Source organism: Salidesulfovibrio brasiliensis JCM 12178 (assembly GCF_001311825.1).
Lineage (GTDB): Bacteria > Desulfobacterota > Desulfovibrionia > Desulfovibrionales > Desulfovibrionaceae > Pseudodesulfovibrio > Pseudodesulfovibrio brasiliensis.
On the sequence record NZ_BBCB01000078.1, the window covers coordinates 1 to 15,440 of the forward strand.

14 protein-coding genes are annotated in these 15,440 nt (G+C 61.5%); 3 read left to right on the forward strand and 11 right to left on the reverse strand.

Annotated elements, in window-relative coordinates; all coding sequences use genetic code 11:
- The 9 genes from JCM12178_RS14280 to upp all read right to left on the reverse strand — a co-directional run.
- A partial coding sequence (locus JCM12178_RS14280; protein ID WP_245628801.1) for an amidase occupies window positions 1-491 on the reverse strand: 491 nt, incomplete at its 3' end.
- 17 nt (window positions 492-508) lie between these two features.
- Complete coding sequence (gatC, locus tag JCM12178_RS14285; protein ID WP_054652294.1) at window positions 509-793, reverse strand: Asp-tRNA(Asn)/Glu-tRNA(Gln) amidotransferase subunit GatC; 285 nt, start codon at window positions 791-793, stop codon at window positions 509-511.
- Window positions 794-821: 28 nt separating this feature from the next.
- The gene (locus JCM12178_RS14290; protein WP_054652296.1) at window positions 822-2,861 is read right to left on the reverse strand and encodes a type 1 periplasmic-binding domain-containing protein; all 2,040 of its coding nucleotides are present in this window, start codon (window positions 2,859-2,861) and stop codon (window positions 822-824) included.
- A gap of 100 nt (window positions 2,862-2,961) precedes the next feature.
- Window positions 2,962-4,887, reverse strand: coding sequence for a molecular chaperone DnaK (gene dnaK / locus JCM12178_RS14295; RefSeq protein WP_054652298.1), 1,926 nt, complete (start codon window positions 4,885-4,887; stop codon window positions 2,962-2,964).
- Between the two features lie 111 nt (window positions 4,888-4,998).
- On the reverse strand, window positions 4,999-5,592 hold the full coding sequence (locus JCM12178_RS14300) for a nucleotide exchange factor GrpE (RefSeq protein ID WP_054652300.1): 594 nt from the start codon (window positions 5,590-5,592) through the stop codon (window positions 4,999-5,001).
- 183 nt (window positions 5,593-5,775) lie between these two features.
- Window positions 5,776-6,948 carry a mechanosensitive ion channel family protein gene (locus JCM12178_RS14305; protein ID WP_054652302.1) on the reverse strand — a complete coding sequence of 391 codons (1,173 nt, stop codon included), beginning with the start codon at window positions 6,946-6,948 and terminating at the stop codon, window positions 5,776-5,778.
- A 35-nt stretch (window positions 6,949-6,983) separates the two neighbouring features.
- On the reverse strand, window positions 6,984-7,778 hold the full coding sequence (locus JCM12178_RS14310) for a mechanosensitive ion channel family protein (RefSeq protein WP_172677152.1): 795 nt from the start codon (window positions 7,776-7,778) through the stop codon (window positions 6,984-6,986).
- Between the two features lie 116 nt (window positions 7,779-7,894).
- Window positions 7,895-9,178: a uracil-xanthine permease family protein gene (locus JCM12178_RS14315; RefSeq protein WP_054652306.1), complete on the reverse strand. Its 1,284-nt coding sequence runs from the start codon at window positions 9,176-9,178 to the stop codon at window positions 7,895-7,897.
- 77 nt (window positions 9,179-9,255) lie between these two features.
- Window positions 9,256-9,882 carry a uracil phosphoribosyltransferase gene (upp, locus tag JCM12178_RS14320; RefSeq protein ID WP_054652308.1) on the reverse strand — a complete coding sequence of 209 codons (627 nt, stop codon included), beginning with the start codon at window positions 9,880-9,882 and terminating at the stop codon, window positions 9,256-9,258.
- 169 nt (window positions 9,883-10,051) lie between these two features.
- Here upp and JCM12178_RS19975 point away from each other — a divergent pair, with 169 nt between their 5' ends.
- The 3 genes from JCM12178_RS19975 to JCM12178_RS14335 are packed head-to-tail and all read left to right on the forward strand — an operon-like array spanning window position 10,052 to window position 12,431.
- Window positions 10,052-10,327 carry a hypothetical protein gene (locus JCM12178_RS19975; protein ID WP_245628802.1) on the forward strand — a complete coding sequence of 92 codons (276 nt, stop codon included), beginning with the start codon at window positions 10,052-10,054 and terminating at the stop codon, window positions 10,325-10,327.
- Between the two features lie 26 nt (window positions 10,328-10,353).
- Window positions 10,354-11,709 carry a dephospho-CoA kinase gene (gene coaE, locus JCM12178_RS14330; RefSeq protein WP_245628803.1) on the forward strand — a complete coding sequence of 452 codons (1,356 nt, stop codon included), beginning with the start codon at window positions 10,354-10,356 and terminating at the stop codon, window positions 11,707-11,709.
- Window positions 11,706-12,431 (forward strand): rhomboid family intramembrane serine protease, encoded by a 726-nt coding sequence (locus tag JCM12178_RS14335; RefSeq protein WP_054652314.1) that lies wholly within the window; start codon window positions 11,706-11,708, stop codon window positions 12,429-12,431. The genes coaE and JCM12178_RS14335 overlap by 4 nt, the downstream gene beginning before the upstream one ends.
- 435 nt (window positions 12,432-12,866) lie before the next feature.
- Here JCM12178_RS14335 and JCM12178_RS14340 read toward each other — a convergent pair whose 3' ends face one another.
- Together JCM12178_RS14340 and ispG are read right to left on the reverse strand one after the other, a co-directional pair.
- Window positions 12,867-14,606 (reverse strand): proline--tRNA ligase, encoded by a 1,740-nt coding sequence (locus JCM12178_RS14340; RefSeq protein WP_054652316.1) that lies wholly within the window; start codon window positions 14,604-14,606, stop codon window positions 12,867-12,869.
- Between the two features lies 1 nt (window position 14,607).
- The coding region (ispG, locus tag JCM12178_RS14345) for a flavodoxin-dependent (E)-4-hydroxy-3-methylbut-2-enyl-diphosphate synthase (RefSeq protein ID WP_054652318.1) at window positions 14,608-15,440 on the reverse strand (833 nt) is incomplete at its 5' end.

Genomic DNA, 15,440 nt, shown 5'->3' on the forward strand with positions numbered 1-15,440 from the left:
CCTGCGGCCACGGTTGCGCCGGAGCCGCCTGACGAGCCGCCGGGAACGCGGTCGGTGTCCCATGGGTTGCGGGTCTTGAAAAATGCCGAGTTTTCGGTGGAGGAGCCCATGGCGAACTCGTCCATGTTTGCCTTGGCGATGACGATGGCGCCGGATTCCTCGAGTTTGTCAACGACGGTGGCGTTGTAGAAGGGGGTGAAGTTTTCGAGGATTTTGGAGGCGCAGGTGGTCTTGACGCCTTTGGTGGCGAGGAGGTCTTTGAGGACCATGGGCACGCCCCAGAGGGGTTTGTCCGGGTCGGGTCCGGCGGCGTCGAGTTCGCGGGCTTTTGTGAGGGCCTGTTCGGCCTGTATGGAGATGAGCGCCTTGATTTTGGGCTCGGTCTCTTCGATGCGGTCGAGGCAGGCCTGCACGGCCTGTTCGGCGGTGATGTCGCCCGCCTGCAGCATGGCGGCGGTTTCGGTCAGGGTTTTGGTATGCAGATCGGACATGCTGGTATCCTGGGGGGCTAGACGATGCGGGGGACGATGAAGAACTGGCCGTCTGTCTCGGGGGCGTTGGAGAGCACGTCTTCGCGCGAGTAATCCTTGCGGGCCTTGTCTTCGCGCATGACGCTCACCTGCTCCACGGGCGTGAACATGGGTTCCACGCCTTCGGTATCCAGTTCGCCGAGCTTGTCCATGTAGTCGAGGATGTCGCCGAGTTGTCCGGTGAACTCTTCGATCTTTTCGTCGCTCAGCTCAAGCCGGGCCAGTGCGGCGACCTTTGCCACTTCTTCCGGGCTGATCTTCATATTCGGGTCACTCCTTGGAGATGTCGTTCTAGCGTTTGGATTCGGCACGCTTTGCGGCCTCTTCCTTCATGCGTTCCTCGTAGGCGTCGGCGCGTTTGAGGCGACGCTCGGTGGCGCGCTTGATCCCGGCGGTGAGCCGCTCGGGGTCGGCCAGCGTCTTGCCGTGGGCGCGCGGGCTGAAGAGGAAGAGTTCCTGCGTGGCCACGCCGTTTTGATCCCACTGGATGGGGGCCATGCTAAACTGCATGTCGTCGGCAGAGGCGACGCGGGTGTTGACGTCTTCGGGATCGAATCCGGCGGGCAGGACGCCCATGCGTGCGGCGAGGCGCGTGAAGTCGTAGCCGAGCGCCACCCAGAAGTCGGCGCGGCCGAGGCCTTCCTGTCGCAATGCGTCCTGAAGGGACACGGCCCCGGGGCTGCCTTTCCACCATGCGCCGGGGCACACGGCGAGGCGGTAGTAATGCTCTTCCACGCTTTTGGCGCGGTCCAGAGCCCGGCTCCAGAGGCCGGGACCGAGGTAGACGAGCTGTTCCGCCTCGTAGAAGAAGAAGTTGGGGAGCAGGTTCTGGGCCTGCCGCCAGCCGTCCGGCACGAAGACCGCGCCGAAGTCCGGCATGGGCAGGGGCGCTTCCTTGTTTTCGCTGAAGTCGTCGGGGACGTTGAGCAGTTTGGCGATGCTCTTGTTCCAGCTTGGCAGGTCGCGCGGCTCATACGACTCCATGCCGCGGATGCGCACGCCCAGCGGCGCGGCTTCCTTGTAGAATATCTTGGCCATGGCCCGGCCGAACTCTTCGCGCGGGTAGAAGACCGCGAAATCCTTGATGCCGAGTTCCCCGGCTGCAAGTTGGACGAGGCTGCGCACTTCGTCTTCGCGGCTGGAGAAGAATCGCCATGCGTCCCGGCCTTCCTCGGCGTCGCCGAGGCCGGGCATGAAGCCGAAGACTGCGCGCTTGTCCACAACACGGGAACCGGGCGTCCCCTCGGTCAGGCGCATGAACTCGCTTCCGCGCAGCGGGCCGCCGACAACGGAGTAGCTTTCGGGCATCTCCTTGAGACGCTCGACCCAGCCGGGGTTGTCGGTGTTGAGAACCTTGACGTCAACGTCGTTGCCGGTGCTGGCGAGCTGCCATTGGGCCACGCCGACGCCGCGCACGATGGATGCGCCCACCTGTCCATAGGGACCGGTCAGGGGCACGGCCACCACGAGACCGACGCGGGGGATGCCGTATTCGGATTCAAAGGAGCTCAGGAGCGAGCGGAGCGCGGCCTTGTCCATGAGTTCCGGTGAATTGGCAACAGCACGCATGGTGCGCCACGCGTGCGGCCAGCGGGCTTCGTCGCCCACAAGACGCCGGGCGCGTTCAAAGGCCACCAGTGCGTAGGGGAATCGGAGCTGGTTGGACGGCTTGGCTAGCCGCGCCATGGCGTCCAGTTCGTCATCGTCCCAGTTCTTGAGGTCGTTTCTGAGCGTTTCCTCAAAGGCGGCTCTGTCTGCCGGGGTACGGGCCTGTTTGTAGAACCCGTCCAGCACGTCGAGGGCGCGCATGTCGTCGCCCTTGCGGGCAAAATACCCGGAATACCAGAGCGCGATCTCCTGCCGGGTCTGCCACGGCAGGGCCTTTTGTTCCAGTGTCCATTTCAGGTGGCTCTTGAGGCGTTCGGTGTTGCCGGTCTCGGCGAGGGTTCCGAGGTAGGCCAGTTCCCAGCCAGCATCGGAGAGGGCACCAAGATCAAGGTTGGCGGCCGCTTCAAGGGCCTGTTTTGCCTGCCTGTAGTGGCCGTTCTGGTACGCGGCCTGCCCGAGCCTGCTCTGGCTCGTGGCCTGCAGCGACTGCGAGAGGTCGTCCCGCTCAAGAAGCTTGGAGTAGTAGAGCTCGGCGGCGGGGTAATCCTTTGCCCGCCAGACCTTGTCCGCCTCTTTGAGCAGCGCGGGGGTGGAGAGCATGGTCACGCTTTCCAGCGACGGCGCGGTGCTCATGCCCGGTTGACAGCCGGAAACCGCGAGCAGGACCGGCAGAAGCAGCGTCAGCAGAAGGGCGGCGGTATGGTGTGCGCGTGTGCGAATCATCGTCGTTCATCCCGGTTGGGTGCAACATGAAAAAAACCCGGCCCGCCAGATGCGGGCCGGGTATTGTCATACTTTGCTTGGGGCCGTAAGGCAAGTGGCCTTACTTGACTTCGGTGTAGTCGGCATCGACCACGTCGTCGTCATCCTTGGGGCCGGCTTCTTCGCCGCCGGCTTCGGGACCGGCTGCGCCGGCTGCACCCGCTTCAGCGCCGCCCTGCTGGGCCTGCTGCTGGGCGTAGAGCTGCTCGGCCAGCTTGTGCGAAGTGGTGGAGAGTTCCTCGGTGGCCTTCTTGATGGCCTCGGCGTCGTCTCCTTCCATGACCTTCTTGAGCTCTTCGACCTTGGTCTCGATCTCGCCCTTGAGGGTCGCGTCCACCTTGTCGCCCAGCTCGCGCAGGGACTTTTCGGTGGTGTAGATCAGGGTGTCCGCCTGATTGCGGGCCTCGATCATTTCCTGCTTCTTCTTGTCATCGTCGGCATGGGACTCGGCGTCCTTGACCATGCGGTCGATCTCATCTTCGCTCAGGCCGGAGGAAGCGGTGATCTGGATGGACTGTTCCTTGCCGGTGCCCATGTCCTTGGCGGACACGTTCACGATGCCGTTGGCGTCGATGTCGAAGGCGACCTCGATCTGCGGCACGCCGCGCGGCGCCGGGGGCAGCCCGGTCAGCTCGAAGTTGCCGAGCAGCATGTTGTCCCCGGTCATGGGACGTTCGCCCTGGAAGACCCGGATGGACACGGACGGCTGGTTGTCGGCCGCGGTGGTGAACACCTGGGACTTCTTGGTCGGGATCGTGGTGTTGCGCTCGATGAGCTTGGTCATCACGCCGCCCATGGTTTCGATGCCCAGCGACAGCGGAGTGACGTCCAGCAGGAGCACGTCCTTGACGTCGCCGGAGAAGATGCCGCCCTGAATGGCGGCGCCCATGGCCACGACTTCGTCCGGGTTCACGGAGCGGTTGGGCTCCTTGCCGAAGAATTCCTTAACCTTTTCCTGCACCAGCGGCATACGGGTCATGCCGCCGACGAGGATGATCTCGTCGATGTCGGACGCGTTCAGGTCGGCGTCGGCGAGCGCCTTCTTGCAGGGCTCGACGGTGCGGTCCACGAGGTCGCCCACGAGGGCTTCCAGCTTGCCGCGGCCGATCTTGACCATCAGGTGCTTGGGACCGTTCTGGTCGGCGGTGATGAACGGCAGGTTCACCTCGGTTTCCATGGAGGAGCTCAGCTCCTTCTTGGCCTTTTCAGCGGCTTCCTTGAGGCGCTGCAGGGCCATGCGGTCCTGGGAAAGATCGATGCCGTTTTCCTTCTTGAACTCGTCCACGAGATACTCGATGACGCGCTGGTCGAAGTCTTCGCCGCCGAGGAAGGTGTCGCCGTTGGTGGAGCGAACTTCCACGACATTGTCGCCCACTTCGAGGACGGACACGTCGAAGGTGCCGCCGCCGAGGTCGAACACGGCGATCTTTTCGTTGGCCTTCTTGTCGAAGCCGTAGGCCAGCGATGCCGCGGTGGGCTCGTTGATGATGCGCTTGACTTCAAGGCCGGCGATCTTGCCTGCGTCCTTGGTGGCCTGACGCTGGGAGTCGTTGAAGTATGCCGGGACGGTGATGACCGCTTCGGTGACTTCTTCACCCAGATAGGACTCGGCGTCCTTCTTGAGTTTCTGAAGGATCATGGCCGAGACTTCCGGCGGAGAGTATTTCTTGTCGTCAACCTGCACCCAGGCGTCGCCGCCGTTGCCCTCGACAATGGCGTAAGGGCAATGGTCCTTCCACTTGGCGACTTCAGGCGCGTTCATATCCCGGCCCATGAGGCGCTTGATGGCGAACACGGTCTTTTCCGGGTTGGTCACTGCCTGACGTTTGGCGATTTCGCCGACGAGGCGTTCCTTTTCGGTGAAGGCGACGATGGACGGGGTGGTCCGTCCGCCTTCGGGGTTGCTGATGCATTTGGGGTCCTTGCCTTCCATGACGTAAACACAGGAGTTGGTGGTCCCCAGGTCGATTCCGATGATCTTACCCATCGTGTATCCTCCTCAAAATCTATTTTTAAATTTGCTCGTTCTCGTGAATCTCAACGTGCTTCGCTACAGGTAAGCACGCAGTCGCGCTTGTAAAGTCCCGAAGATGGATTTTTAGGACAGCTTGTTGACCATGACTTTGGCCGGTCTGAGCAGCCTGCCCTTGAGCCGGTAGCCCGCCTGAACCACCTGCGCCACGGAGCCGTCCGGCAGGTTCTCGTCGGCGGCCATGCCCATGGCTTCAAGAAATTCCGGGTCGAACTCGTCGCCGGGATTGGCCTCGATGCGTTCCACGCCGTGATTGCGAAGGGTGTCCAGAAAGCTCTTGCGGGTCATATCCACGCCCATCACGAAGTTCTTGCACGAGTCGTTCAACCCGTCGGTATGGGCAAGGGCGAGGTCGAGATTGTCCAGCACCGGCAGCATGTCGCCGAGCAGCGAATCCGCCGCGTAGCGCTTCATCTCTTCAGCCTCGCGGGAGAGGCGTTTTTTGATGTTCTCGGTGTCGGCCAAGGCGCGGAGTTTTTCCTTTTCGGCCTCCTGCATCACGTCACAGCCGGGGCAGACGTGCTCGCGGCACAGGGCGGTGAGCTCCTCTTCGGACAGGGAGAGCTCCTGCGCTTCCTCTGCCGCCTGCTCGCCACCTTCGGCCGCTTCGTCGCCGACTCCGTTGACGGGGATGTCGCTTCCATTATCTTTTTTCGCCATAACAGTCTGTTCCTCGGTGATATTTCATTACCGTTCCGACCGGGCGGACGGCGTTAGAGGGAGAAGTAAGCACCGTTTTTCGCTTGTCAACGGTCACTTGCGGGAAACCGTCAAGTTTTTGCCGAAAACAAGGGGACCGCCTCGCACGAGACGGTCCCCTGTATCTGCGACAGTGTGCCGGGCCTATTCGGAGGCCTTGCCGGACGGCGGCGAGAACGGCTCGGGCCGACCTTCGGGCATGGTTTCAAGATAGACCGAGGTGCTGGGGAAGGCGAAGGAAGAGCCGGCGCCCTCGACGATCTCCTTGACGCGGCAGGCCAGTTCTTCCTTGATCTTCAGCCACTCGCCCCAGTTGGTGGTGCGGGTGAAGCAGTAGAGCATGATGTCTATGGATGAGTCCGAGAACTCGCTGATGCGCACGAATGTGGAGGCATCCGAAGGGGATGCGAAGTCCTCTGTGCCGTGCACATACTCTTCGATGCCTTTGCGGATCTCGCGGAGCTGGTCCACGGTGGTATCGTAGGTGACGCCGATGACCCAGTAGATGCGGCGGTAGGTCATCTTGGAGAAGTTCGTTACCGGTCGCTCGGAAAAATAGGTGTTGGGCACGTAGATGGGGGACTGGTCGAACTGGCGCACCATGGTGGACCGGAAGCCCACCTGTTCCACCGTGCCTTCAACCACGCCGTCAACCTTGACCCAGTCGCCGATGTTGTAGCGCCGTTCCGTCACCACGGTCAGCCCGGCGATGAGGTTCTTGAAGAGGTCCTGCGCGCCGAGACCGACAGCCACGGAGAAGAGGCCGAGACCGGCGATGACAGGGCCTACCGCGATGCCCCACATCTGGAGCACGGCCGACCCCCCGACAATCCAGATGACGATGCGAAGCCCTTTGGTGCCCCATGCTCTCACCAGCTCGGACATCTGCGCGCCCCTGCGGTTCAGGAAGTTCGGGAACTGCGAAGAGAGTCCCGACAGCGCGGAAAAGATGAAGATGACAAGGAGCGTCCGGGTCAGCTTGTTCAGGAAGAACATGGCCCGTTCGCCGAACTCGATGGTCTGGAAGGCGATGAAAAAGCCGAGAATGACGGGCAGCAGCGCCATGGGACCTGCCAGCGCGGTGCGAACGGTCTGGGTGTCGGCCTTGAAGAGTCGGGCAAAAGCCTTTTCCAGCCTGCCGAGCAGCAGCCGGGATAGCGGTCCCCTGAAAATCAGAAAGAAGAGGAATATTCCCAGCGCGAGCAGCGTGTCCTGCGCCGAAAGCCCCTCGAAACCGTTGTGCCAGACGTCAACGATCCACTGGCTGAAATCGCTCACCACTTCAAGATTCTGTTCATTCGCAGCAGCTTCCGGCATGCATCCTCCCAGAGTATTCGGATTCCGTTAGATTATTACTTGATCGCAAGGCCCTGCTCGTCCAAGGCTGTCTTGATCCGTTCATTGAGTTTCCAGCGTGCCCGGTCATAGTCTTCGGGCAATACCCAGAGGCGTGCCAGCAGCTTCACCCCGCCAGCTATGTCATCCATCACGACCTCCGGCGCAGGCTCGTCAAGCACCGAGTCTTCAGCATCGGCAACGGCCAGGAGCAGCCTGCGGGCCTCACGGTAGTCACCGTCAGCAGGCAGTGCAAGGGGGAGCTCAAGGCAGCGGCGGCCGTGCGCGGCGGTGTTGACGATGGTCCCGCTCAGGGCGGTCGCGTTGGGCACGATGACGAGGCTGTTGTCGCGCGTGACGAGCGTTGTGTTGAACACGCGCACGCTCTCCACTACGCCTGTGACGCCAGCAACCGTGACCGTGTCGCCGCGGTCGAAAAACTTCATCAGAATGAGCATCACCCCGGCGGCGAAGTTGGAGAGGGAGTCCTTGAGCGCGAGTCCCACTGCCAGCCCGGCCGCGCCGAGGATGGCAACGAAGGAGACCACGTCGACTCCGAGCTGACCCAGCGCGGCCACAACCACAGCGGCAAGAAGCCCGGCATAGGCCACGGTGCTCACGAACTCGGCAAGCGTCCTGTCCATGGGGATTCGCTGCAGGGCCCTGCGCAGGCCGCGCCCCAGAAGCGCCGCCACCCATCGGCCAAAGATGAAGATCACCAACGCATAGATGATGTTCAGGCCGTTTTGGGTGAGCCACTGCGTCCCTGCCGAAAACACCTGCTGTAGAAATACGGAGGAACCGGTGTCCATGAGCATGTCTCCTTGGTTGACTTTATTTCATTACCAAAAGCAGACGAATATTCAAATGAAAATACCGCCGGGGCGAAAGCCCCGGCGGTATCGAGATGGTCGTTTTTCAGATACGGCTAGTCGGTCTTGCAGCCTTCCTTTTCCTGCGGCAGCGGCTCGCTGCAGTCCTTGCAGGGCAGGACGAGGTTCAGGACAACGCCCACAACACCGGCCAGACCGATGCCGCCGAGGCGGAACTCGCCGCCGAACGGCAGGGACATGCCGCCCACGCCGAAGATGACGATGACCGCGACGATGGCGAGGTTGCGGGGTTCCATGAGGTCATGCCCGGCCTTGACCAGCGTGTTCATGCCCACGACCATGATGGCGCCGAAGAGCAGCACCATGATGCCGCCCATGACCGGAACCGGGATGGTGGAAAGGAACGCGCCGAGCTTGGATACGAAAGCCAGCAGCATTGCCGCAATGGCCGCCCAGGTCATGACGCCGGGGTTGAAGACCTTGGTCAGGGCCACGGCCCCGGACACTTCCGAATAGGTGGTGTTCGGGGGGCCGCCGAGCGCGGATGCCAGTGCGGTGGCGAGTCCGTCGCCGAGCATGGTCTTGTCCACGCCGGGGTCCTTAACGTAGTCCTTGCCGGTGACGCAGCCGATGGCCAGCACGTCGCCGAAGTGCTCGATAGCCGGGGCAATGGCCACCGGAACAATGAACATGATCGCCTTCCAGCTGAACTCGGGCATGACGAAATCCGGAACCGCAAGCCACGGGGCCGCGATGATCGCATCGAAGCTGACCACGCCGAGAATCAGGGAAGCGACATACCCGACCGTGATGCCGCAGAGGATCGGGATCAGCTTGAGCCACCCCCTGCCGAGCAGGGAGACAAGGATGGTGGTACAAAGCGCGCTCAGGGAAATGATGAGCGCCTTCCACTCCACAATCAGCACGGCCGAGCCGTCGCCGGTCTTGCCAAGCGCCATGAACACGGCGACAGGGGCAAGCACGAGGCCGATGACCATGATGACCGGCCCTGTCACCACCGGGGGCAGCACGCGGCGCAGCGCCTCGACGCCGAAAAAGCGGATCAGGAAGCTCAGGATGATGTAGAACACACCCGCGGCAGCGAGGCCCGAGAGTGTGGCGGGGATGCCCCAGGTCTCGACCCCGTAGATGATCGGGGCGATGAACGCGAACGACGATGCCAGAAACACGGGGACGCGGCCCCGGGTGACGATCTGGAACAGCAGGGTGCCGGCACCTGCGGTAAAGAGCGCCACGTTGGGATTGAGCCCGGTCAGCAGCGGTACGAGGACCAGCGCGCCGAAGGCGACGAACAGCATCTGGGCACCGAGGAACGCGTCCTTGGGCCGGAAGCTGTACTGTGTGGAATGAACACTCATGTCGGAATCTCCTCCTCTCGTAAATGGTAGGCGTCGGCCAAAAAAAAAGGGCCCGCTTCCCGCGAACCCCGTAATGGCTATTTCGTGCCGAATATCTTGTCTCCCGCGTCGCCGAGACCCGGAAGGATGTACCCAATGTCGTTGAGCTTCTCGTCCACCGCCGCGGTGTATATCTCCACGTCCGGATGCTTGGACAGGATGCGGTCGATGCCCTCGGGAGCGCAGACGAGGAACAGCCCCTTGATGCGGGTGCAGCCAGCCTTTTTGAGCAGCTCGATGGTGGCTTCCAGCGTGCCGCCGGTGGCCAGCATGGGATCAAGGATAATGGCGATGCGCTCGTGGATGTTGTTGGCGAGCTTGACGTAGTATTCCACCGGCTGGAGGGTCTCCTCGTTGCGGTAGAAACCGACCACGGAAACCTTGGCTCCCGGGACCATGTCCAGAACACCGTCCATCATGCCCAGTCCGGCACGCAGGATGGGAACGACCGTGATCTTCTTGCCCTTGATGGAGTCGACGTCGACATCTCCGGCCCAACCCTTGATGGTCACCTTTTCGGTCTCAAGGTCCTTGGTGGCCTCGTAAGTCAGCAGGCGGGAAATCTCGGTGGCAAGAGCGCGAAAACGGCTGGTGCTGATCTCGTCCTTGCGCAGCAGGCCGATCTTGTGCTTGATGAGCGGGTGCTCGACAACGTGTACAGCCAAGGTCCAACTCCTTACTATATTGTGGTTCGCTAGGGGGGCTCGCCTTCGACCAAATTAGTTTGTTGTAAGCGGAAGAAAACGGCCGGGTCAAGGGCTTAGTTTTTCGGGCTGCGTGTGTCAAGAACAAAGTCCGTTTACTTCAAATCCTGAAATGTATATACCCGAAATCATGGACAAGAACGAAAACCGCCATTGGGACCGTGTCGCATTGCCCGAGGACCGGGGGATGCGCATTGATCGATATTGGGCACGGGAACTCGAACCCGAAGGGGTCTCGCGTGCAAAGGTCAAGGGCTGGATTGAATCCGGCCTCGCCGCAGTGGACGGCGGAACGGTCCGCAAAGGAAAAATCAAACTCGAAGGCGGCGAAAGGCTCACGCTACGGGCGCCCGATGGTACAGCTTCCGATGATTTGCCCCGCGCCGAAGACGCCCACTCGACATAGTCTTTGAGGATGACCACCTCATCGTACTGGATAAACCCGCCGGGCTGACTGTTCATCCGGCCCCCGGCGAACCTGCCGGGACCCTCGTGAACCGCCTGCTTGCCCGGTATCCCGACCTCGGCGCAGACACCTCCGGCATGGCCGAGCAGCGGCCCGGCATCGTCCATCGCCTCGACAAGGACACCTCGGGCGTCATGGCCGTGGCCCGCACAGAGGCCGACCGCCTGAAGCTCGCCGCAGATTTCGCGGACCGAAACACCGCAAAGCATTATCTCGCCATCGTTCACGGCGTGCCCGAACGAACCGAAGGTTTCATCGATGCGCCCATGGGTCGTCACCCCTCGCAAAAAACCAAGATGGCCGTTGTCGAAAAGGGCGGGCGCGAGGCAAAAAGCCACTACGAAGTGCTGCGGGCCATGCCCGACAGCAGCGCCTCACTCGTGCTCATCAAGATTTTCACCGGCCGCACACACCAGATTCGCGTACACATGGCCCACATCGGGCATCCCCTTGTCGGCGATCGCGTATACGGCCCGAGCCGTCAGGCACAATGGGATTCAGCCGGTCGCCCCAAAGCGGATCGCCAGATGCTCCATGCCTTCCATCTCTGCCTGAATCATCCGGAGACCGGCGAACGGCTGCGGTTTCACCAGCATCCGCCGCACGATTTCACCGACCTGCTTGAATGCCTGCACCGCCGCCCGCTCACCGTGGGCCTGACCGGAATGCCGGGCTGTGGAAAGTCCCGGCTCTGCGCAATCCTGCGCGACCTCGGCCACCCCGTCTTCTCGGCAGACGAATGCGTTGCCGAGCTTTACCGCCCCGGCGGAGACGGAGCCTCCATGATAAACGCCCGCTTCGGGAGCACATACTCAAACCCGGACGGCGGCGTTGACAAGAAATCCCTCTTCAACGCCATGCTTGAATCCGACTCCCTGCGACGGGAAATCATGGACATGATCCACCCCATGGTGCGCCATGCCTGCATGGAATTCTTTACCGAGAACAAACACGCGGGCCTCGTCTTTGCGGAAATCCCGCTCCTGCTCGAATCAGGCTGGCATGAACGGAACTTCGTCAACATCGCCGCCTGCATTCACTGCGACGAGACCCTCAGAACCGGCGCCTTCCGCGAAGCACGTAACCTCTCCCCGGAAATGCTCGCCACCTTCGACTCCTGGCAATGGCCCGCCAAAGACAAACTCGCTGCCTGCGATCTCATAATAGAAAACCCGGGAAATCCCGATGGGCTTCAAGCAGAAGCAGAATCATTCGTCAATGAACTCAATGTCCTGCGTATGGCAAAAATCGATCAGGACATGAAGATGCTCGCCAGCCTGTGGCCCGAGCTCGCCCTGCGCCTTGACGGAGCGGATCAATGATCCCCATACGCGACAATGTCCCGCGCGTACATCCGCCCATCGCAGTCCTCGTCATCATCCTTCTCAACGCACTCGCATTTCTCTACACCACCTCGCTGCACGGTCGGGAACTCTTCAATTTCATGCACCTCTTCGGCGTTGTCCCGGCACGCTTCATGGCCCCGGACTGGGCCATGCACGTCGGATATCCCGACTCCAGCATTCCGCTGCTTTCCTACATGTTTCTGCACAGCGGCTGGCTGCACATCATCATGAACATGTGGATGCTCTGGATTTTCGGCGACAACATCGAAGACGTCATGGGACACGCCACCTTCGTCCTCTTCTACATCCTCTGCGGCCTCGCGGCCATCGGCGTCCAAATCCTCACCGAACCCAATTCCCCAGTGCCCGTCATCGGCGCTTCCGGTGCCGTGGCCGGAATCATGGGCGCATACCTCATGCTCTATCCGCACGGACGAGTCCTGACACTCGTTCCCATCTTTATCTTTCCGCTCTTCTTCCAGTTCCCCGCCATCCTCTTTCTCATCGCCTGGGTCACCGTCCAGATTATATCCGGCCTGCTGCAAAACGCAGGCACCATGGCACCCGTGGCATGGTGGGCACACATCGGCGGATTCCTCACCGGCATGGCCCTCATCTATCTCTTCCGAAAAAAAGATCGCTGCTACTACTGCTACAATCCGGAAACCAAAGATTACGACAAGCTCGAAGATTTATAGTTTTTTTGCCTCCGGCGGGCAGGGCGCTGCCCTGCACCCGGCAAAGGGGATAATCCCCTTTGCAATCCCTGGGTTGCCAGACAGCGTGAAGCGGGCTGAGAAATGCACTGCGTGACATCTCTCAGCCCGCTTCACGCTGTCTGGCGGTGGCTACCAAGTCATTTTACGTTCTTGTGGAAAGTCGTTGTATCTATTGCGTATTCGGAGAATATAGCCATCGGCCTGTTTGTAAATACTCTTAGTTGGCGCTGAGACTACAGCTTTTTTCTTCTATCAAATGCCTCGCTCCCGAAACGCAGGAAGGCGTGCGGCAATGACACGAAGTGCATTGCCGAACGCCTTCCTGCGTTTCGGGAGCCGCCAAGGGTCCAGGGGGATTATCCCCCTGGCGGGTGCAGGGCAGCGCCCTGCCCGCCGGAGGCACAAATTGATCCGTTACATTTTCAGATTCCAGTCTGCCCAGACCTGTTTACGCCACTGCTGGAAAGCTTCGGCGAAGGTGTCGAGGGGCAGTTCGGATTTTTCACCGGTCTTGCGGTTCTTGCATTCGATGACGCCGTTTTTGAGGCCTTTGCCGCCGAGCACGAGCTGCATGGGGTAGCCGACGAGGTCTGCTTCGGCGAATTTGACGCCGGGCCGGTCCTTGCGGTCATCGAGGGCGGCGTCGACGCCGAGGGAGATGAGCTGGTTGTAGAGCTCTTCTGCCTTGTCGTTGACGGCTTGGTCTTTGCCGCCGAGGGAGATGACCGCGACTTCGTAGGGCGCGATGGTCGGCGGGAAGATGCAGCCGTTGTCGTCGTGGTTCTGTTCGATGGCGGAGGCGACGATGCGGGAGACGCCGATGCCGTAGCAGCCCATGGCGAGGAGTTTTTCCTTGCCGTTTTCGTCGAGGAATTTGGCATCCATGGACTCGGAGTATTTGGTGCCGAGTTTGAAGACGTGGCCGACTTCGATGCCTTTGGTGAATTCGATGGCCTGTCCGCATTCGGGGCAGAGGTCGGTTTCTTCGATCATGCGCAGGTCGGCGAACTTTTCGATGGTGCAGTCGCGGCCGAGGGAGAGGTGTTTGACGTGGGTATCGGCCTTGTTGCCGCCTGCGATCCAGTCGGTGTCGTGGCAGAGCTCGGCGTCGGCGTAGATGGGCACGTCCTTGTCGAGGGAGTGCGGTCCGGCGAAGCCGACGGGCGCGCCGGTGAGTTTCTTGACGGTCGCTTCGTCGGCGAAGTCGATTTCGTTGCCGCCGATGAGGTTGCGGAGTTTGACGTCGTTGAGTTCTCGGTCGCCGCGGACGAGGGCTGCGACGGGGTTGCCGTCCACGATGTAGAGCAGCGTCTTGACGAGCTTTCGGGGTTCGACGCCGAGGAACTCGCAGACTTCTTCGACGGTGTGCTTGCCGGGCGTGGCTATGTCTTCGAGGGCCGGGATTTCGTCGTCACAGCGGCAGGTGGTTTCCGGGGTGATGACTTTGGCTTTCTCGAGGTTGGCGGCGAAGTCACAGGATTTGCAGGAGGCAATGGTGTCTTCGCCGGTTTCCGCAAGGACCATGAATTCGTGGGAGAAGTCGCCGCCTATGGCGCCGGAGTCGGCCTGAACGGGCTTGAAGCGCAGGCCGATGCGGGAGAATGCCTTTTTGTAGGCCTCGAACATGTTCCAGTAGGACTTTTCCGCGCCTTCGTCGTCTTTGTCGAAGGAGTATGCGTCTTTCATGAGGAATTCGCGGCCGCGCATGAGGCCGAAGCGGGGGCGGATTTCGTCGCGGAATTTGTTCTGGATCTGGTAGAGATTGACGGGGAGCTGTTTGTAGGAGCGGATTTCGCCGCGCACGAGGTCGGTGATGACTTCCTCGTGGGTGGGGCCGAGGCAGTAGTCGCGGCCGTGGCGGTCGTTGAAGCGCAGCAGTTCCTTGCCGTAGTAGTCCCAGCGTCCCGTCTCGCGCCACAGGTCGGCGGGCTGCACGGTGGGCATGAGAATTTCCATGGCTCCGGCCCGGTTCATCTCTTCGCGAACGATGGCTGCCACCTTGTTGAGGGCGCGCAGGCCGAGCGGCAGGTAGTTGTAGATGCCGCTGGTGAGCTTGCGGATCATCCCGGCGCGCATGAGCAGCTTGTGGGAGACGACTTCGGCTTCTGCCGGGTCTTCCTTCAGGGTCGGGGCATAGTACTGGGACAGCTTCATTTTATCCGTTTCTCCTTTCGTTCAGGAATGCTTCTATTTCTTTGAGGAATTCGGGCAGCAGGTTCTCGTTGCCCTTGACTTTTCTGATGACGTCGCCCTTGCGGAAGATGATGCCGAGGCCGCGCCCTCCGGCGATGCCGATGTCGGCTTCGCGGGCTTCTCCGGGACCGTTGACCACGCAGCCCATGACCGCGACGGTGAAGACTTCTTCCACTCCGCGCAGGGCGTGCTCCACTTTTTCGGCCAGTCCGATGAGGTCTATCTCGGTGCGCCCGCAGGTGGGGCAGGAGATGATCTCGGGGCCGCGGTGGCGCAGGTCGAGGGAGCGCAGGATTTCCCACGCCACGCCCGCTTCGTCCACGGGGTCGTGGGTCAGGCTGACGCGCATGGTGTCGCCGAGTCCTTCCCAGAGCAGGATGCCGAGGCCGACGGACGACTTAACCGCGCCGCGCACGAGGGTTCCGGCTTCGGTGATGCCGATGTGCAGGGGGTAGTCCACTTTTTCGGCCAGCAGACGGTAGGCCTCGACGGTATTGAGCACCGACGAGGACTTGAGTGAAATTTTCGTGTCGAAGAAGTCGCGTTCTTCGAGCAGGGCAACGTGTTCAAGGGCGCTCTCGACCATGGCCGCCGGAGTGGGGCCGCCGTGCTTCTTGAGCAGGGTCTTGTCGAGGGAGCCGCCGTTGACGCCGATGCGGATGGGCGCGCCGCGCAGCTTGGCGGCCGTAACCACGGCGTCCACCTTGTCGGGGCCGCCGATGTTGCCGGGGTTGATGCGCAGGGCGTCTATTCCGGCGTCGAGGGCGCTGAGGGCGAGGCGGTGGTCGAAGTGGG